We start from the raw sequence: 18805 nt of genomic DNA on the forward strand, positions 1-18805 counted from the left end.
TGTGCTTGGCGGGGCGGTGGGCGGCGTGGCCGGGCCCCTGGTCCCGGGCCCACCCGCGCGTGGCGGGTGGGTCCGGGACCGGGGCGCCGGCCGTGCCGGTCCTACGCCTCGTCCTCCGCGGCCACCGGGGCGGCCTGCTCACCGGCGGGGGGCGTGTCGCCCTCGGCGGGAGCCTCTGCGTTGTTCTCGGGCGCGGCGGGCGCCTCGTCTGCGGCGGGCTCGTCGCCCAGGTCGGCGCGGACGCCGCCCAGGTCGATGCCGAGCTCCTCGGCTGCGCGCAGCAGCTCGTCCTCGTCGTCGGCGCCGGCTCCGGCGCCTTCGTCGTGGATCTCGCGGACGTCGAGGGAGAGCGCCTGCATCTCCTTCAGGAGCACCTTGAAGGACTCCGGGACGCTCGGCTCGGCGATGTTCTCGCCCTTGACGATCGCCTCGTAGGCCTTCACGCGTCCGACGGTGTCGTCGGACTTGATCGTGAGCATCTCCTGCAGCGTGTAGGCGGCGCCGTACGCCTCGAGCGCCCAGACCTCCATCTCGCCGAAGCGCTGGCCGCCGAACTGCGCCTTGCCGCCCAGCGGCTGCTGGGTGACGAGCGAGTACGGGCCCGTCGCACGCGCGTGGATCTTGTCGTCCACGAGGTGGTGGAGCTTCAGGATGTACATGTAGCCGACGGTGATCTGCGCGTCGAACGGCTGACCGGTGCGCCCGTTGAAGAGCGTGAACTTGCCGCTCGCCTGGGTGCCGTCCGGACGCGACTTGTCGACGTCCATGTTGATCAGGCCGCCGTTGGCGGAGTGGTTGTCCTGCCACTTCACCAGGGCCTCGTCGACCTGCGCGACCGTCGCGCCGTCGAAGACCGGGGTGGAGACGTAGACGCCGCCGCCCTTGTTGCCCTCGCGCTCGTCCCAGGCCTGCGTGCCGTCCGGGTACCAGCCCTGTGCGGCGGCCCACCCGAGGTGGATCTCCAGCACCTGACCGACGTTCATGCGCGACGGCACGCCCAGCGGGTTCAGGATGACGTCGACGGGGGTGCCGTCCTCGAGGAACGGCATGTCCTCGATGTCGACGATCTTCGAGATGACGCCCTTGTTGCCGTGGCGGCCGGCGAGCTTGTCGCCCTCGGAGATCTTGCGCTTCTTCGCGACGAAGACGCGCACGAGCTCGTTGACGCCCGGGGGCAGGTCGTCGCCCTCGTCCTTGTGGAAGGTCTTGACGTCGATGACGACGCCGCCCTCGCCGTGCGGGACCTTCAGGGAGGTGTCGCGGACCTCGCGGGCCTTCTCCTTGAAGATGGCGCGGATCAGCTTCTCCTCCGCCGTCAGCTCGGTCTCGCCCTTCGGCGTGACCTTGCCGACCAGCAGGTCGCCCGAGCCGACCTCGGCGCCGACGCGAACGATGCCGCGGTCGTCGAGGTTGCGCAGGGACTCCTCCGCGCGGTTCGGGATGTCGCGGGTGATCTCCTCGTCGCCGAGCTTCGTCTGCCGCGCGTCGATCTCGTACTCCTCGATGTGCACCGAGGTGAGCTCGTCGTCGCTGACCAGGCGGCGGCTGAGGATGATCGCGTCCTCGAAGTTGTAGCCCTCCCAGGACATGAACGCGACCATCAGGTTCTTGCCCAGCGCCATCTCGCCCATCGAGGTCGAGGAGCCGTCGGCGAGCACGGAGCCCGCGCCGACCTCCTGACCGCGCTTGACCAGCGGGCGCTGGTGGATGAGCGTGCCCTGGTTGGAGCGCTCGAACTTCTCGAGGTGGTACTCGTCGCGCCCCTCGGCGTGCTCGATGACGATGCGCTTGGCGTCGACGTACTGCACGGTGCCGGCCGTCTTGGCCAGGACCACGTCGCCGGAGTCCTGGGCCGCGCGGGCCTCCATGCCGGTGCCGATGCGGGGCGCGTCCGTCTTCAGGAGCGGCACCGCCTGGCGCTGCATGTTGGAGCCCATGAGCGCGCGGTTGGCGTCGTCGTGCTCGAGGAACGGGATCATCGCCGTGGCGACGGACCAGATCTGCTGAGGAGAGACGTCCATCAGCGTGACTTCGGTCTTCGGGATGACGACGTACTTGCCGGCCTGCGTGCGGCAGAGGACCTCGTCCTCGAGCAGGTTGCCGTCGGCGTCGATCGGGGCGTCGGCCTGTGCGGCGAGCCCCTCCTCCTCCTGCGTGGCGTCCAGGTGGACGATCTCGCCGGTGACCTTGCCGTTCGCGATCACGCGGTACGGCGTCGTGATGAAGCCGTGCTCGGAGATCTGCGCGTAGCTCGACAGCGACCCGATCAGGCCGATGTTCGGGCCCTCCGGGGTCTCGATCGGGCACATGCGGCCGTAGTGCGTCGGGTGGACGTCGCGGACCTCGATGGGTGCGCGCTCGCGGGTCAGGCCACCGGCACCCAGCGCCGACAGGCGGCGGCGGTGCGTCAGGCCGGCCAGCGAGTTGTTCTGGTCCATGAACTGCGAGAGCTGCGAGGAGCCGAAGAACTCCTTCAGCGCCGCGGAGACCGGGCGGATGTTCACGATCGACTGCGGGGTGATCGTGTCCTCGTCCTCCGTCGTGAGGCGCTCGCGGACGACGCGCTCCATGCGGTAGAGGCCGACGCGGAAGGCGTCCTGGATCAGCTCGCCGACCGTGCGCAGGCGACGGTTGCCGAAGTGCTCGTACTCGTCGAGCAGGTCCGCGACGGGCTCGCGCGGCATGGCCGAGGCCTCGGCCGCGTAGTCCTTGATCTCGACGTCCTCGTCCTCCGGGATCCCGAGCTCGCGCGGGAGCTTGATGAGCTCCCCGATGAGCGCGTAGATGTCCTCGGGCGTGAGGTGGCGGGTCTCGAGGTCGATGTCGAGGTTCAGCCGCGAGTTGAGCTTGTAGCGGCCGACGCGCGTGAGGTCGTAGCGCTTGGGGTCGAAGAACAGCGTCTGCAGGAGCGCGTACGCGGCGTCGACCGTCGGCGGCTCGCCGGGGCGCTGCTTCTTGAACAGCTCGATGAGCGCGCCCTTCTTGGTGCGCGTCGCCTCGGTGTCCGTCAGCAGGGTGTTGCGGACGTAGGCGGAGCCCTCGAAGCGGTCCAGCAGGACCTGGTCGAGCGCGTCGACGTCGGCGTCGGACTCCTCGACGTCGGAGTCGAGCTCCGGGTTGTACTCCATGGCCCGCAGCAGGACCGTGACCGGCAGCTTGCGCTTGCGGTCGATCCGGACGAAGACCTTGCCCTTCTTGTCGACCTCGAGCTCGAGCCACGAGCCGCGGGCCGGCATGAGGTTGGCGACGAAGACCTGCTTCTCGCGGTCCTTCGGCTCCATGAGGTACGCGCCCGGCGAACGGACGAGCTGCGTGACGACCACGCGCTCGGTGCCGTTGACGATGAACGTGCCCCGCTCGGTCATCCACGGGAAGTCGCCCATGAAGACGGACTGCTCGCGGATCTCACCGGTCTCCCGGTTGACGAACGAGACCTCGACGGAGAGGGGGCGCGAGTACGTCTGCCCCTTCTCCTTGCACTCGGCGAGGGTGTGCGTCTCCTCGCCGAACTCCAGCTCGCCGAACTCCACGGCGAGATTGCCGGTGTAGTCCTCGATCGGGGAGATGTCGTCGATGGTCTCTCGGAGCCCACCCTTCACGCCATTCACGAGCCAGTCGAAGGACCGGCGCTGAATGTCGATGAGGTTGGGGACGTCGAGGACCTGATCCAGACGTGCGAACGTGCGTCGCGTGCGCAGGGCGTTGACCGTGGACAAGGCGGGCGACTCCTCGGGGGGTCGGTGTGTCGGGCGAGGATTCGTACCCGGGCCGCGCAGGCGTCCAGCCGGCGCGCGGATACGAACACATGAAAATTAGCACACGGAGAAATGGACCCCGTGGCGAGGGCGGTCGACGGTCACGGACCCCGTCCTGCAGACCCGCGTATGTGGCGCGGGATCCGATGGGAGGACGGCTACGACTATCGGTCGACGGGAGGGAGTCTACGCGACGCGCCCGACGCGCGCCGCCCGGCCGTCGCCGCACCCCTGTGGGCGCCCGCCGGCCGTGCCTCCCGGGCCCCGGAGGGCCGTTGCGGTGCTGCCGGCGTCAGTCCGCCTGCGAGGAGAAGCCCCCCAGCTCCTCGATGGCGACCCGTGCCTCGGCCTCGGTCGCGCCCGTCAGCTCGCGGTAGCGGCGCATCGCGCTCATCGGGCGGCCGGAGGCGATCAGCTCGTGGACCTCGGCGGCCGGGTCGTCCTGCGCGCGGGCGGCGCGGCTCGCGCCGGGCGCGTCGTCGCCGATCTCCTCGAGCTTCGCCTCGAGCGCGCGGATGCGGCGGAGGAGGCTGCTGCGGGACGGAGGGGCAGGGGACTTCTGGATCGCCATTGAGGGCTCCGGCGTGGGGTGCGAGGGTCGGGACGACGAGGGCTCGTCTCCACCGACGGTACCCGCACTCCGCCCCCGCGCGCAAGCGGGATGTGACGGTGGTCCGCAACGGCGTCGCGCGACGTGCTACCTCGTTGAGCTCCACGTGAGCCGGCCTTGAGGAACGTCGCCCCGCCCGACGCGCGGTGCGTCCGGGCGGCGCCCGGTCCAGGCAGTGCGGGGCCTGCGGCGCGGAGCCGGCGGCTCGCGGATCCGGACCTGGGACGACGGCGGGCCCCGTCGCCCGCTCGCGCTCCCGCGAGGGACGACGGGGCCCGCGGGCCGGCCGGGGTGCTCAGCGGGCCGAGACGCGCACCGTCCTGACGACCTGCGTGCCCTTGCCCGTCGTGATCACGAGCGACGCCTTGGTGACCCGGCCGAGGCGGAGCGCCTTGGCGGCCTTGCCCTTCGCGACCAGGCGCAGGGTGCCCTGCTTGCCCGCGACGAGGCGGAGGGACGTCGCGGCGAGCACGGAGCCCTTCCTCAGCGTCGTGCTGCCCTTGACCCGGGCCAGCGCGACGAGCTTCGCCGTGCCGGCGCAGGCGGAGGAGCAGCGGACCGCGACCGCGACCGTCGCCCTGCTCGTGGTGCCCGTGACCCGGAGCGCCGAGGACAGGACGACGGCCTTGGCGACCGCCGCGACCGGGGCCTGGGCGGTCGTCGCCGGGGCGACGACGGCCGGGGCGACCGGGCGGGGGCTCGGGGTCGATGTGACCGGCGCCGGGGTGACCGGGGTCGTGTCGATCCCGGTGTCGCCCGCGGCCGGCGTCGCGACGAACGTCGCCGTCGCGCTGTCGTCGGTCGTCGTCGCGTCCGCGGTGCCGGTCGTGACCGACGCCGTGTTGGCGACCGCCTGGACCCCGAGCTCACCGCTCGTGTGGGTGTCGATGCACAGCAGGCTGATGCGCGCCGTCAGCGGCTCGTCCGTCGGGTTGTAGAACCCGAAGACCCGGGAGACCGGCTGCGGGTCGTTGCCCAGGGACAGCAGCCCCGGATCCATGTCCGTCGAGGCGACGATGCCCTTGCCGTCGTTCGGGCAGGTGAGCTTCGGCGCGTTCGCCGTGCCGCCGGCCGGCACGGTGACGGTGACCGTCGACATCTCGCTGAGCAGGAGGTCGTGGACGTGGCCGTTCACGAGCCCCGTCGTCGTCGAGAGGCAGCGGATCCCGAGGATCGCGTCCGCCGACTCCGGCACGTCGACCGTGAAGCGCCACCCGGTCGTCCCCTCGCGCTGCGAGGTGCGCACGACGCCGGAGCCGTTCGAGAAGGAGAAGCTCGGCGCGACGGCGACGCGACCCGTGCCGCAGGTCAGGACGACGTCGTGACTCCCGCCGTTCCAGCTGCGCGTGGCGGTCTGCTGGTCGGAGACGAGGAGCGGGTGGTGCTGCGCGCTCGTCGTCTGCGACGACAGGCACACCACCTCGACCTTCGCGTGGACCTGCTTGGCGGTCGTGTTCTCCAGCCGACCGTCCCAGGCGTGCCCGTCCGCGGAGGCGGCGCTCTGCAGGACCTCGATCCCGGCCAGGGTGGCGCTCGCGTCGTCGATGCCGTCGATGCGGACGCTGCCGTCCGTCGCGAAGAACCCCGGCGCGCACTCGGCCGTCGCGGCGCCCGTCCGGGCGCCCTGCACGGTCAGGTCGCTCTCCACCTTCACGACGTCGATCTGGTCGATCGCGTGGGAGTCGAAGGCTCCCGCGAGCGGGTCGACCGTCACGGCGACGTTCGCCGACCGCGTCGCCCCGGCGCCGATCGTGCCGAAGTCGCACGACACGGTGCGGCTCGGTGCCGCGTACGTGCACGCCGGGTCGTCGACGGAGACGAACGTCACCCCGGCGGGCAGGGTGTCGGTGACGACCACGCCCTGGGCCGCCGCCGCGGACACGCCGGTGTTGGCCGCGCGCAGCGCGTAGGTGACGGTCTCCCCCGGCTTCGCCTGGCCGGTGGACGCCGTCTTCGTGATCGAGAGGCCGGCGACCTTGACGACCGGGACCGACAGCGTCGCCTTGTCGTTGGAGGGGTCGGTGTCGTTCGACGCCGTCTTCACCGTCGCGGTGGAGTCGATCGTGTCGGGCGGCGTCGGGCCGACCTCGACGACGATGGCCTTGGTGACCGTGCCGCCAGGGCCGAGGTCCGAGGGCGACAGCGTGCAGGTCACGGTGCCCGCGGCGAGGTTCGGCGTGCAGCCGTCCGGGGCGCTCACGAACGTGGTGCCGTTCGGGATCGAGATCGTCACCGTCGGGTCCACCGGCGTCGCCGGGCCCGCGTTCTTCACCGTCGCGGTCAGCGTCAGCGTGTCGCCCGCGCTCGTGCTGGTCGGGTTGGAGGCCAGCGTCACGCCGAGGTCGACGGCGCTCTTGACCGGCGAGTTCGTCGCGGCCGTGTTGTTGCTCGTCACGGCGTCGGGCTCGAGGCTCTTCACCGTGGCGACGGTCTGCACCGAGGCCGGCGCGCCCCCGCCCGGGGCGACGACGAGCGGGATCTGCAGCTGCGCGGCCGAGGCGCCGGGCGCGACGGTGTCCAGGGCGCAGGTGACGACGCTCGAGGCGACGCCCGTCACGACCGTGCAGCGCGGGTCGAGGCCGGTCGGCGCGACGGACGTGCCCGCCGGGACCGGGAACGTCACGACGCTGCCGGTGGCGGGCGAGCCGCCGAGGTTCTCGACGTCGACCAGCCAGGTGTAGATGCCGCCGGCGTCGAGCGTGTCGGGCGCGCCCTGGATCGTGTTCGTGACCGCGAGGTCGACGGGCTTGATCGCCACGTCGACGCTCGAGACGTCGTTGGTGGTGTTCGGGTCGCCGCCGGCCGCGACGACGCGGGCGATGTTGCGGATCGTGCTGCCGGCGGTGCCGACCACGGGCCGGGCGACCACGGTGTAGGAGACGCTCGCGCCGCTGTTCAGCGCACCGACCGTGCAGGTGACGATCGTGGAGCCGGACGGCACCGCGCAGGCGGCGTCGGGCGAGGAGACGAACGCCAGGCCGGTCGGCAGGGCGTCGGTGACCGTCGCGCCCGTGGAGCGAGACGGGCCGCCGTTGGTCACCTTCAGGGTGAAGCGGACGTCGCCGCCCACCGCGACCGGCGAGGCGTCGACCGTCTTGACGATCGAGAGGTCGCTGACGCTCGCCGGGATCGAGGTGTCCGTCGAGCTGTTGTTCGTCGTGTTCGCGTCGCCGCCGCCGGAGACCGTCGCCGAGTTGGCGACGGACGCCGGGACGTCGTCGGTGACGTTCACCCCGACGGTGATCGTCGGGTACGCGGCGGCCGGGGCCAGCGCGTCCGTCCGCGTGCAGGTGACGTCACCACCGGCGACGCCGCAGGACCAGCCGGTCCCGGCCGCCGAGACGGCGGTCAGGCCGGCGGGCAGCGGGTCCTTGACGGTCACGGTGCCCTGGGTCTTCGCGGCGCCGATGTTGCGGACGTCGATCGTGTAGGTCCCCGGGGTCCCGCGGACGAGCGTGCCGGAGGCCTTCTTGACGATCGTCAGGTCCGGTGAGCGGACGGTCGCGTTGGCCGTCGACTCGGCGGTCAGCGGGGTGCCGAGGCTGGCGGAGTTGAAGCTCGACGTTGCGGTGTTCGCGACGATCGTGCCAGAGGGGATCGCCGGCGTGGAGCCGACCTTGACCTGGAAGCGGACCGTGTAGGTGCCGCTGCCGGCGGGGATGGTGCCGCCGGCGCTCGCCGTCGCTCCGGTGCCCAGGCGGGTGACGATGCGGCCGTTGGTCGCGTCGTACTCGCCCGTGTCGTTGCCGCTGGTGTCCGAGATCGCGGTGGCCGTGCTGCCCGGGTTCGTCACCGTGATGCTGCCGGGGACGTAGGTCGTGTTGGCGGGGATCGGGTCGCGCAGGACGTCGTTCGTCGCGCCGTCCTGGCCGGTGTTCTTCGTCGTGATCGCGTACTCGAGGACGTCGCCCTGCTCGACGAGACCGCCGTTGACGTCGGTCACCGTCTTGGTCTGCTCGATCTTCGGCGCGTAGAGCTCGGTCGCGAGCGTGACGACGCCCGGGGCGTAGACGTCGCCGGACGACGTGAGGCCGATCGTGGCGCTCGTGTCGCTGTTGCCGAGGAACGGCTTGCCGACCGACAACATCGACTGCTCGATGCCGAGCTGGTTGGGGTGGTTCGGGTCCGTCGCGGTGCGGCGGACGCCGTCGCGGCTGCTGCGCGAGTTGAAGAAGTTCGTGGCGGGGTGCTGGGCGTCGCTCAGCGTGCGGCCGTTGAGCGACGCGCTGTCGCCGACGATGCCGCCGTCGCCCTCGTAGGTGACGAAGCCGATCGTCGAGTTGACGTCGCCGGCCGGCGGGGTCGTGAACCCAGACACGGCGATGGAGCCGCTCGCGCCGGAGCCGATCGACTTGATGCCGTCGAAGACCGAGAGGTTGCGGGCGGGCTGGGCCGTGTCTCGGTAGGCGATCACCAGCGACCAGCCGGCGAGCGTGTCGGCGCCGGTCGAGGCCTGGACGTCGGCGACGGTGTACTGGCCGGCGCCGGCCGCCTTGACCTGCGCGGTGACGTCGTCGAAGCCCTGGTAGATGCCGCCCGTGCCGTCGTCGAGCGTGTCGGCCGTCAAGGACGTGTAGGCCGTGGCGCCCGGGACCTTGAACTTCACCTTGTTGCGCGCGTTCACCTCCTTGGCTGCCGCGCCGCCGGAGCCGGCCGCGGTGCGTGCGCCCCAGTACAGGCCGGCGAAGAGGACGGTGCTGCCCGTGGGCAGGCTGACCGTCGCGCGGCTGGAGTCGAACGTCGAGGAGTCCCCGTCGACGTCGACGTACTGCATGTTGTACGCGTTGTTCTGCGACGTCGAGTCGGCCGTCGTCGTGACGCCGGCCTGCTGCGCGGCGGCACACCCCGACGCCGCGGCGGGGCAGGTCATCAGCGTGTTGCCGAAGATGTCGATGTCACCGGTGTCGTTGGCCACGAACCGGGCCGCGAAGTTGCGGTCGGCGGCGTCGGCAGACGGCGCCGCGGCCGCCAGCGCCACCAGCACGAACGCGGCCAGGAACGCCAGCCACGCGACGCGTGTGCGGCGCGCGGACGATGCCGCGAGGGCCGTCGCGTACGCGTCGGGTCGTGAACGGCGCAGGGGTCCGGCTGGTGACGGAGACGTCATGGAGGCCACGCTAGGTCTGCGAGGTATCGGCGCCGTATCGAACGCAGGCGCCGACGGTGTCGGAAGGGGTCGCGCGGCGGGCCGGGGACGGAGCACGCGGGGCGACGGCGGCGGACGGTACCCGGGAGGTGGACGGACGGCGACCCATCTGGCCGGACGTCCCGTCCAGGGCTGCCTCGGCGCGGCCGGCGCGCGCGAGGCGGGGTGGCGGGCGTCGGGCGGGGCGGCGCCCGGGAACGAGAACGGGCCGCTCGATGAGCGGCCCGTGGTCGTCCGGCGCGGCGGCGATGCCGCCGCGCCGATGGTGCGCAGCCTCGAGGGCTGCGCGGTGCTACTTGAGGGTGACGGTCGCGCCGGCCTCTTCGAGCTCGGCCTTCAGCTTCTCGGCCTCGTCCTTGTCCAGGCCCTCCTTGACGGCGCCCGGGGCCTCGTCGACGACGGCCTTGGCCTCCTTGAGACCCAGGCCCGTGGCGGCGCGGACGACCTTGATGACGCCGATCTTCTTGTCGCCGGCGGCCTCGAGGATGACGTCGAACGCCGTCTGCTCCTCGGCGGCCGGGGCGGCCTCGCCACCGGCGGGGGCGGCGGCGGCGACGGCCGTCGCCGAGACGCCGAACTCCTCTTCGAGCGCCTTGATGCGCTCGGCCAGCTCCAGCACCGTGATGCTCTTGAGCTCTTCGATCCAGTCCTGCGTGGTAGCCATGTTGGTTCTCCTGTGTGCGATTCGGGTGGGTCTGGCGGGTTGCTGCGGCGTGGTTACGCCGACGCACCCGACTCGTCTGCGGCCGGGTCAGCGGCCGCGTCGTTCTCGGCGTCGGGGGCGGAGCCCTCGGCGTCGTCCTGCGCCTCGGCCGAAGCCGGGGCCTCCTCGGCCGGAGCGGAGGTCGCGGCGGGCGCATCGGAGGACTTGGAGTCCCCCCCGCCCGATGCGATCTCGCCCGACTCCTTCTTCGCCTGGACCTCGCCCAGGGCGATCGCGAGACCGCCCAGCAGGCCGCCGAGGCTCCGGGCGAGGCCCGTGATCGGCGACGCGACGAGACCGACGAGCTGGCCGTACAGGGCCTGGCGCGACGGAAGCTTGGCGATGGCCGCGATCTCGTCCGGCGCGAGCTGCTTGCCGTCCAGGACCCCGCCCTTGAACGCCGGCAGATCGCCGTTGTCCTTCGCGAAGGTGGTGATGGCCTTGGCGGCCGCGGCGACGTCGCCCTTGACGTACGTCAGGGCGGTCGGACCGGCGAGGAAGTCGCGAAGCGGCTCGGCGGACTCGCCGACCTCGGCGATCGCGCGACCCGTCAGCGTGTTCTTCGCGATGACGAGCGTGGCGTCCGCCTCGCGCAGCTTGCCGCGGAGTTCCGACGACTGCGTGACGGTGAGGCCACGGTAATCGACGACGAGGACCGCTTCGGACTCGTTGATGTTCTCGACGATCTCTGCGATCGCCGCTGTCTTCTGTTCCCGGTTCATGAGCCTCCTGTCCCGGACTTCCGGCCGTCAGGTGACGGCCAGCCGAGGGTCTTCGGGGGCGGCGAGGGTGGTGTTGGGGTTGCCTAGGCGGCGACCGCGACACCCTCCTCGACGCTGACACGTGCGCTGGCCTGGTCGATCTTCACGCCCGGGCCCATGGTCGAAGCCACGGTCACGGTGCGGATGTAGCGACCCTTGGCGGCCGACGGCTTGGCACGGTTGATCTCGTCCAGGACCGCGACGAGGTTCTCCGTCAGCTGCTCGACGGGGAAGGACGTCTTGCCGATCGTGAGGTGCACGATCGCGGTGCGGTCCGTGCGGTACTCGACCTTGCCGGCCTTGGACTCCGAGACGGCCTTGGCGACGTCCATCGTCACCGTGCCGACCTTCGGGTTCGGCATCTTGCCCTGCGGGCCGAGGACCCGGCCGAGACGACCGACGAGCGGCATCTGGTCGGGGGTGGCGACGACGACGTCGAAGTCGGAGAAGCCCTCCTCGATGCGCTTGGCGAGGTCGTCGGTCCCGACGAAGTCGGCACCGGCGGCCTCGGCCTCGGCGGCCTTCGGGCCGGCGGCGAACACCGCGACGGTGACGGACTTGCCGAGGCCGTTGGGGAGCGCGATCGTCCCGCGGAGCTGCTCGTCCGCGTGGCGGACGTTCAGGCCGGTGCGGATGTGGACCTCGACGGACTCGTCGAAGGACGCGCGGGAGACCTGCTTGACCAGGGCGAGCGCGTCGGTGACGTCGTACTCCTTGGTGCGGTCGACCTTCGCGCGGGCCGCCACGAACTTCCTGCCGTGCTTGCTCATCAGGCCTCTACCTCCACGCCCATCGAGCGGGCGGTGCCGGCGATGATCTTCTTCGCGGCGTCGATGTCGTTGGCGTTCAGGTCGGAGAGCTTCTTCTCCGCGATCGCCGTGAGCTGATCGGCCGTGAGCTTGCCCACCTTGGTGATGTGCGGCTCGCCGGAACCCTTCTGCAGGTTGATGGCCTGCTTGATCAGGATGGCCGCCGGCGGGTTCTTCGTGACGAAGGTGAACGAGCGATCCTCGTACACCGTGATCACGACAGGGATGATCGTGCCGGCGTCCTGCTGCGTAGCGGCGTTGAACGCCTTGCAGAACTCCATGATGTTCAGGCCGTGCTGACCAAGCGCGGGACCGACGGGCGGGGCCGGGGAGGCCTGGCCGCCTACGGCCTGCAGCTTGATCTGGGTGAGAACTTTCTTCGCCATCTCAGATCTTCTTCACTTGATCGAAGCCCACCTCGACCGGGGTCTCCCGGCCGAAGATGGACACAAGAACCTTGAGCTTGCCGGCGTCCGGGGAGACCTCTGCGATCTCCCCCGAGAAGTCGGAAAGCGGGCCGGCGACGACCTTGACGGATTCGCCGACGGTGAACTGTGCGCGCGCCTGAGCCTTGGTGGGCTGCTGCGAGCGCTTCAGGAGGCGGTCGATCTCCTCCTGGGTCAGCGGGATCGGCTCGTCGCCGGCTCCCACGAACCCGGTGACGCCGGGGGTGCCCTTGACGAGCTGCCAGGAATCGTCCGTGAGATCCATCTGGACCAGCACGTAGCCCGGCATCGTCCGCTTCTCGGACGTGACCTTCACGTTGTCCTTGACCTCCGTCACCGACTCGGTCGGGACGACGATCTGGCGCACGGCACGCCGCTGCCCGAGCGTGATCAGACGATGCTCGAGCTTCTGCTTCACCTTGGCTTCGTGCCCGGAGAAGGTGTTGACGACGTACCAGCGATACATGAGAGGGGTGCGGTGCGGTTGACGGCTAGATGACGAGATCGACGAGCGCGGACGCGGCGGCGTCCACACCACCGAGGAACGCCCCGGCGAGCGCCACGAACACGATCACGACGCCGGTGCCCTGGGCGACCTGCGTGCGGTCCGGCCAGCGGACGCGCTGCAGCTCGGCCCAGGAGGCCTTGAGGAACCCGGGGAAGCGTCGGAGGCCGCCGGATGTCCGGACGACCTGCTGCTCCTCGGAGTCGGGCGTACCGCCGACCGCTCCTGCCCCCGCGGGGGAGGTGGTCAAGCGCGGGCGCTCGTCGTTGTGGTCCTCAGCTGCCATGGGGCGTGTCTCGTGCGAATCGAGCGGTCAATCCGCCTACCGCGTCTCCTTGTGGGAGGTGTGGGTCCGGCACCACTTGCAGTACTTGCTAATGGTCAGCCGGTCGGGCGTGTTGCGCTTGTTCTTCTTGGTCTGGTAGTTCCGTCGCTTGCACGTCTCGCAGGCGAGAGTGGCTGCGACGCGAACATCTCCGCGGGCCATGTGGGCTCCCGTACGCGATGCGAGTCGAAGGCTTCCGGACTCCCGCTTGGGCGCCCGGACGAAACGGACCTACGCGAGGCAGGTCCGGCGGGGGAGAATAGCGAACGACGCCCGCTGCCGCCCCGCGCCCCCGGCGGGCCGCTCCGGGAGGCCCTCGCGCGCGACGCCGGGGACGGTCCCCGGCGCGCGCCCCGCCCTACGCCCGCGGACTCGCCGCGGGGTCCAGGCGGGTCATCGTGACCTTGACGCCCGGCTCGGCCATCGCCTGGCCGCGGTAGACGCCGCGCACCGGCGGGACGTCCTGGTAGAAGCGGCCGTGGCCGATCTTCACGTGCGTCGCGCCCGCGAGCACGCCGTTGGTCGGGTCCGCGCCGACCCACACGGGCTCGTCGCGGCCGCCGACGCCGGGCAGCAGTGCCTCGACCCAGGCGTGGGTGGCGACCTCCATCGAGTCGTCGCCGCCCTCCGGGTCCGCGGCCCACAGGTAGCCCGACACGTAGCGCGCCGCGATCCCGTGGGCGCGCAGGAGCACGGTGCCGAGGTGGGCGAAGTCCTGGCAGACGCCGCCGCCCTGGTCCAGGAGGTCGTCGATCGTCGAGCCGACGAAGGTCGTCTCGGTGTCGTAGACGAAGCGGTCGCGCAGGAGCTCGCTGAGCAGGCGCAGGGTCGCCAGGGGCGAGGTCGCCCGCGTCATCTCGACGAGGTCCGTGGTGCGCTCCGGCCGGGGCTCCTGACCGGTGGGCAGCAGGAACTCGCCGGCGGCCGTCTCGTAGGCGGTGGTGCGCAGCGCGTCCCAGCCGGCCTCCGGCGGCTCGTCGGGGTCGGTCGTCGTGACCCGCGCCCGGACCTCGATGGAGAGGTGGTCGTGGGGCCGGTCGATGCCGAACTCGACGACCTCCGCCCCGAAGTAGTCCACGTAGCGGTGCAGGCGCGTCTCGGGGTCCGTCCGGACGTGGAACTCGTCGCAGCGCTGGGTCGGCGTGGTCGCCGGGCGCGCGCGGATGGCGTTGAGGTTGTCGATCACCTCCCCGTCGTAGCGGTACTCGGTGACGTAGTCGATGCCGAAGTGCACGGTCTGTGGTTCTCCGTCGTCGATCGCCTAGGCGACGCTGAAGGCGGTGGGTCGGAGGGCTCCGGCGAAGTAGCGCTCGGAGATGTCGCGGTCGACGGCGTCGAGCTCGCCCTGGATGACGACCGACTGCTCCACGAGCACGTTGCGGTCGGCGAGGGCGAGGCTGCGCTTGTGGAAGTCGAGGTCCGCCGCGAGCCGCGAGAGCCGGAGGACCGGCGGGCTGTGGCGGGACGCGACGTCGGCCTGGTCCAGCGCCTCCAGGACGGAGGAGACGTGGGCTGCGACCGCGTTGGGGTAGTCCCGCTCGAACAGCAGGAAGCGCGCGACGTGCGGGGTGTCGGGCGGGCCGGCCGCGCCGCGGCGGAAGGCCTGCTCGCCGCCGACGGCGCGCAACAGGGCGTGGGCCTGGCCGTCGCTCTCGCCGTCGTCGCCGGTCCGGACGTCGCCGGCGGGCAGCACGACGCGCAGCATGCGCAGGAGGACGCTGGCGCCCTCGAGCCGCTCGCCGGCGGCGAGGAACGCGCTGGCCTCGTCGCGCAGCATCGTGCGGCCGACGAGGCCCCAGAAGAGCGTGCAGCGCTCGCGGACGGCCCGGAACGCGATCGACGGATCGTGCAGCAGCGCGTCGGGCGAGACCGCGAGCAGCTCGAGCGAGAGGGTGTTGATGGCCTCCCACATGTCCTGCGGGACGACGTCGCGCAGGTTGCGGGCGGCCTCGCGGGCCCGGCGGACGCAGGCGACGACCGAGGCGTCGGTCGTGGGCTCGAGCATCAGGCGCTGCAGCGCGTCGGCGGCCTGCACGCGGCGGCCGTCCCAGTCCGCGCCCATGATCGCCATCACGGGACCCCAGGAGAGGTTGACGCCGACGGGATCGTCCGGCCGGCCCTGGAGGTCGGCGGCGAAGACGCCCTCGAGCATGCGGGAGGTGTGCTCCGCGCGGGAGACGTAGCGGCCGAGCCAGTAGAGCTCGTGGCCGATGCGGGCGAGCATCAGGCGTCCTCTCCGGTCGTGATGTCGCGGGTCGGGACCGGCGCCGCCGGGCCGCCGGCCTGCTGCTGTTGCTGCTGGCTCTGGCCGACCCAGGCGCTGTCCCAGCGGACCTCCGGGAGCGAGGGCAGCAGCCGCTCGCCCTGCGCGGGCTGGTCGGCGGCCTCCGGATCGGGCTCGGGCGAGTCGGACTCGAGCACCCAGGTGTCCTTGGAGCCGCCGCCCATGGAGGAGTTGACGAGCATCGAGCCCGGCGTCATCGCCACGCGGGTCAGGCCGCCCGGGATCACGCGGATCGTCTCGCCGAAGACGGCGAACGGCCGCAGGTCGACGTGGCGCGGGGAGAGGCTGCCGTCCTCCTGGACGGTCGGGACGGTCGAGAGCTTCACGACCTCCTGGCCGATCCACTTGGCCGGGTTGACCATGACGTCCTTGCGCAGCTGGTCGAGCTCCGCCTTCGTGGCGTGCGGGCCGATGACGACGCCCTTGCCGCCGGACTCGCTCGTCGGCTTGACCACGAGCTCCGAGAGGTGGTCCATGACGTGGGCCAGATCGTCGGGGCGGTCCATGCGGTAGGTCGGGACGTTCTGCAGGATCGGCTCCTCCCCCAGATAGAACCGGATCATGTCCGGGACGTAGGGGTAGATCGCCTTATCGTCCGCGACGCCGGTGCCGAAGGCGTTGGCCACCGCGACCGTGCCGGAGCGGTAGGCGCGCAGCAGACCCGGGACGCCGATGACGGAGTCGGGACGGAAGTCCAGCGGGTCGCAGAACTCGTCGTCGAGGCGCCGGTAGATGGCGTGGACGCGCTCGAGGCCGCGGGTCGTCCGCATGTAGCAGACGTCCCCGCGCACGACGAGGTCCGACGCCTGCACGAGCTCGACGCCCATCTGGTGCGCGAGGAACGCGTGCTCGAAGTAGGCGGGGTTCAGCGGGCCCGGGGTCCAGACCACGACGGTGGCCTCGCCCTCGTCGGCCGGCGCGACCGCGCGCAGGGCCTCGAGCAGGACCTGCGGGTAGTGGTCGACCGGCCGGACGCGGTAGCCCGAGAACAGGCGCGGCGCCAAACGGGTCATCGCCTGGCGGTTGGCCAGGACGTAGGAGATGCCCGACGGGGTGCGGACGTTGTCCTCGAGCACGCGCCAGGTGCCGTCGGAGTCGCGGACGAGGTCGAGGCCCGCGATGTGGGTGTAGACGCCGCCGGGGGGCCGGACGCCGTCGACCTGGCGGGCGAAGTGCGAGCGCGAGACGATCAGGCGCCACGGGATCAGGCCCTCGCGGACGATCTCGCGGCCGTGGTAGACGTCGTCGATGAACTGGTTCAGCGCGCGGATGCGCTGGGCCAGGCCGCGCTTGATCGTCGACCACTCGTCGGCGTCGATGACGCGCGGGACGAGGTCGAGCGGGAACGGCCGGTCGACGGCCTGCCCGTCCGGGCCGATCGTGTCGAAGGTGATGCCCGCCTGGATGAAGTTGGCGTCCCGCCTCCGTCCCAGGGCGGAGAGCTGCTCGGGTTCGAGCGCACCCACCGCCTCCATGAGCTGGGTGACGTGGTCGCGGGGGGCTCCGGAGGCCTTCACGGCCTCGTCGTAGATCCCCTCGGGGCCCTTGTACGACAGAGACGGTCCCTTCGGCATCCCGGACGACACTAACGGGCTCGAGGGCCCCGGCCGTTGCGCCCCCCGGCCAGCGGCGGGACGGGCGGATGCGACGCCGGGAGCACCGACCACAGGGGCGAATGAGGTGTCTCCGGGCCGGGTAGGGAGGCGCGTCGCGCGGGGCCGGTCGACCGGCGGCTGCGGTCGGCGGTCCGCGGCTCCGTCCGCCACGCGGTGAACGGCGTCCCCGCGGTGCCCGGCGGGCTCAGTCCCCGTCGTGCCGCGGGACCATCACGTCGGTCGACTCGACCCGGCCCCGGAGGGTCTCCTCGTGGTCGCGGACCCAGCGGGCGCGCTCGTCCTCGGAGGCCCGCGCGACGAGCCTGCCGGCCGCGGCGGTCATCGCGGCCGTGTCCTTGGCGACCTCCGTCAGGCGGGCCGCCTCGTTGATCGGGTCGCCGATGACCGTGTACTCCAGCCGCTGCTCGGTGCCGACGTAGCCGGCGACGGCGACGCCGCCGCTGACGCCGACCCCGGCGCGCAGCTCGGGCACCCGCTCGCGCAGCCGCTCGGCGAGGATGCGCGCCGCGCGCAGGGCCCGGTCGGGGGCGTCGTCCTGCGCGACGGGGGCGCCGAAGACGACCAGCGCGGCGTCGCCCTGGAACTTGTTGACCCAGCCGCCGTGCTCGTCGACGGTCTCGACGACGACGGCGAAGAAGCGGTTGAGCGCCGAGACGACCTCGTCCGGCGAGCGCTCGGCGGCCAGGGTCGTCGAGCCGACGATGTCGACGAACAGCGCGCAGACCTCGCGCGCCTCGCCGCCCAGGCGGACCTCCTGGTCCAGCGCGACGCGCGCGACGTCCTCCCCCACGTGCCGGCCGAACAGGTCGCGCAGCCGGGCGCGGTCCTGGAGGTCGGTCGCCATGCGGTTGAAGCCGTCCTGCAGCCGGCCGAGGTCGCTGGCGTCGTAGACGGGGATCCGGGCGTCGAGGCCGCCGCGGCGGACCTCCTCCATCCCGCGGCGCACCGTCCGCACCGGGTCGGCGACGGCGCGCGCGGCCAGCAGCTCCACGGCGAGCCCGAAGACCAGCGCGACGCCGCCGAGGACGATCATCGCGAGCGCCATCCGGTCGGCGGTGACGCTCTTGTCGTCGATCGTGACGAGGATGCCGATCAGCACCAGCCCGAAGACCGGCGCGCCGGTCGCCGTCGCCCAGCCGAGCAGCTGCCGGCGGGTGATCCCCGGCAGCACCGATCGGTCCAGGCCGCCGGCCTGCAGCGCGATCGCCGCGACCGGCCGCAGCAGGCGCTCCGTGACGAGGTAGCCGAAGGCCGCCATCGTCAGGCCCGTCAGCTGCGTGACGAGGTAGACCCGCAGCGCGAGCAGCGCGGTCGTCGGCCCGTCGGCGTCGGACGTCCAGACGTTGAAGAGCGTGAAGAGGACGGCCGCGAGGGTCCAGGCGGCGCCGAGCATCACGAGCACCCGGAGCGGGGCGCGCAGCAGCTGCCGGACCTCCTGCGGCCGGGCGTCGCGCTCCAGGCCGATCCAGCGGGTCACCGAGCGCATCGCCCGCCCCGACCACCAGAGCACCCACGGGATCACGACGAGCATGAAGCCCAGCAGGAACCACGCGTTGCTCGCGAGCGCGTCGCGGGCGGCGTCCGTCGCCCGGCCCGGGACCACGAAGACGATCAGGAGCATCGTGATGCCCGCGGACACGAAGTTCGCGATCAGGAGGACCGCGACGAGGACCGCGTGCATCACCTGCACGACGAAGCCGTCGCTGGAGACGACGCGACGCAGGACGCCGGTCAGCCCGCGCAGGCCGCGGGACGCGCGCCCGGACGGGGCGAGGTCGTCCGGCGGCGGTGCGTCCGGCGACGTGGTGTGGCGGCCGGGCACTGCCCGGACCCTACCGGCGGTCG

At 72.0% G+C, this 18805-nt stretch carries 14 protein-coding genes; all 14 read right to left on the reverse strand.

The features are described from left to right. Positions 1-101 precede the first annotated feature (101 nt). The 14 genes from AB0L40_RS01440 to AB0L40_RS01505 all read right to left on the reverse strand — a co-directional run bounded on the left by AB0L40_RS01440 (position 102) and on the right by AB0L40_RS01505 (position 18782). Positions 102-3716, reverse strand: coding sequence for a DNA-directed RNA polymerase subunit beta (locus AB0L40_RS01440; protein WP_364348051.1), 3615 nt, complete (start codon positions 3714-3716; stop codon positions 102-104). 331 nt (positions 3717-4047) lie between these two features. Then, the gene (locus tag AB0L40_RS01445) at positions 4048-4326 is read right to left on the reverse strand and encodes a hypothetical protein (RefSeq protein WP_364348054.1); all 279 of its coding nucleotides are present in this window, start codon (positions 4324-4326) and stop codon (positions 4048-4050) included. A 334-nt stretch (positions 4327-4660) separates the two neighbouring features. Then, positions 4661-9472 carry a hypothetical protein gene (locus AB0L40_RS01450; protein ID WP_364348057.1) on the reverse strand — a complete coding sequence of 1604 codons (4812 nt, stop codon included), beginning with the start codon at positions 9470-9472 and terminating at the stop codon, positions 4661-4663. A gap of 331 nt (positions 9473-9803) precedes the next feature. After that, a complete protein-coding gene (gene rplL / locus AB0L40_RS01455) occupies positions 9804-10175 on the reverse strand; it encodes a 50S ribosomal protein L7/L12 (protein WP_364348060.1) in 372 nt (123 codons plus the stop codon). Between the two features lie 53 nt (positions 10176-10228). Next, positions 10229-10936, reverse strand: coding sequence for a 50S ribosomal protein L10 (rplJ, locus tag AB0L40_RS01460; protein WP_364348063.1), 708 nt, complete (start codon positions 10934-10936; stop codon positions 10229-10231). 83 nt (positions 10937-11019) lie between these two features. Beyond that, positions 11020-11745 carry a 50S ribosomal protein L1 gene (gene rplA / locus AB0L40_RS01465; protein ID WP_364348066.1) on the reverse strand — a complete coding sequence of 242 codons (726 nt, stop codon included), beginning with the start codon at positions 11743-11745 and terminating at the stop codon, positions 11020-11022. Continuing rightward, positions 11745-12170, reverse strand: coding sequence for a 50S ribosomal protein L11 (rplK, locus tag AB0L40_RS01470; RefSeq protein WP_364348069.1), 426 nt, complete (start codon positions 12168-12170; stop codon positions 11745-11747). The genes rplA and rplK overlap by 1 nt, the downstream gene beginning before the upstream one ends. Before the next feature lies 1 nt (position 12171). After that, a complete protein-coding gene (gene nusG, locus AB0L40_RS01475) occupies positions 12172-12696 on the reverse strand; it encodes a transcription termination/antitermination protein NusG (protein ID WP_026912990.1) in 525 nt (174 codons plus the stop codon). Positions 12697-12721: 25 nt separating this feature from the next. After that, positions 12722-13021, reverse strand: a complete 300-nt coding sequence (gene secE, locus AB0L40_RS01480) for a preprotein translocase subunit SecE (protein WP_364348073.1) — start codon at positions 13019-13021, stop codon at positions 12722-12724. Between the two features lie 36 nt (positions 13022-13057). Next, positions 13058-13222 (reverse strand): 50S ribosomal protein L33, encoded by a 165-nt coding sequence (gene rpmG / locus AB0L40_RS01485; protein ID WP_364348076.1) that lies wholly within the window; start codon positions 13220-13222, stop codon positions 13058-13060. Positions 13223-13418: 196 nt separating this feature from the next. Then, positions 13419-14294: a transglutaminase family protein gene (locus AB0L40_RS01490; protein WP_364348079.1), complete on the reverse strand. Its 876-nt coding sequence runs from the start codon at positions 14292-14294 to the stop codon at positions 13419-13421. A 27-nt stretch (positions 14295-14321) separates the two neighbouring features. Next, positions 14322-15284: an alpha-E domain-containing protein gene (locus AB0L40_RS01495; protein ID WP_364348082.1), complete on the reverse strand. Its 963-nt coding sequence runs from the start codon at positions 15282-15284 to the stop codon at positions 14322-14324. Next, positions 15284-16918: a circularly permuted type 2 ATP-grasp protein gene (locus tag AB0L40_RS01500; protein WP_364348085.1), complete on the reverse strand. Its 1635-nt coding sequence runs from the start codon at positions 16916-16918 to the stop codon at positions 15284-15286. The genes AB0L40_RS01495 and AB0L40_RS01500 overlap by 1 nt, the downstream gene beginning before the upstream one ends. Positions 16919-17144: 226 nt before the next feature. After that, positions 17145-18782: an adenylate/guanylate cyclase domain-containing protein gene (locus AB0L40_RS01505; RefSeq protein ID WP_364348088.1), complete on the reverse strand. Its 1638-nt coding sequence runs from the start codon at positions 18780-18782 to the stop codon at positions 17145-17147. Positions 18783-18805 lie beyond the last annotated feature (23 nt).

The organism is Patulibacter sp. NPDC049589 (assembly GCF_040675535.1).
GTDB lineage: Bacteria > Actinomycetota > Thermoleophilia > Solirubrobacterales > Solirubrobacteraceae > Patulibacter.

Bases quoted from the DNA above. Each gene is read 5' to 3' on its own strand.
- AB0L40_RS01445 (WP_364348054.1), bottom strand. From the start codon at position 4,326: ATGGCGATCCAGAAGTCCCCTGCCCCTCCGTCCCGCAGCAGCCTCCTC.
- AB0L40_RS01450 (WP_364348057.1), bottom strand. From the start codon at position 9,472: ATGACGTCTCCGTCACCAGCCGGACCCCTGCGCCGTTCACGACCCGAC.
- rplL (WP_364348060.1), bottom strand. From the start codon at position 10,175: ATGGCTACCACGCAGGACTGGATCGAAGAGCTCAAGAGCATCACGGTG.
- rplJ (WP_364348063.1), bottom strand. From the start codon at position 10,936: ATGAACCGGGAACAGAAGACAGCGGCGATCGCAGAGATCGTCGAGAAC.
- rplA (WP_364348066.1), bottom strand. From the start codon at position 11,745: ATGAGCAAGCACGGCAGGAAGTTCGTGGCGGCCCGCGCGAAGGTCGAC.
- rplK (WP_364348069.1), bottom strand. From the start codon at position 12,170: ATGGCGAAGAAAGTTCTCACCCAGATCAAGCTGCAGGCCGTAGGCGGC.
- nusG (WP_026912990.1), bottom strand. From the start codon at position 12,696: ATGTATCGCTGGTACGTCGTCAACACCTTCTCCGGGCACGAAGCCAAG.
- secE (WP_364348073.1), bottom strand. From the start codon at position 13,021: ATGGCAGCTGAGGACCACAACGACGAGCGCCCGCGCTTGACCACCTCC.
- rpmG (WP_364348076.1), bottom strand. From the start codon at position 13,222: ATGGCCCGCGGAGATGTTCGCGTCGCAGCCACTCTCGCCTGCGAGACG.
- AB0L40_RS01495 (WP_364348082.1), bottom strand. From the start codon at position 15,284: ATGCTCGCCCGCATCGGCCACGAGCTCTACTGGCTCGGCCGCTACGTC.
- AB0L40_RS01500 (WP_364348085.1), bottom strand. From the start codon at position 16,918: ATGCCGAAGGGACCGTCTCTGTCGTACAAGGGCCCCGAGGGGATCTAC.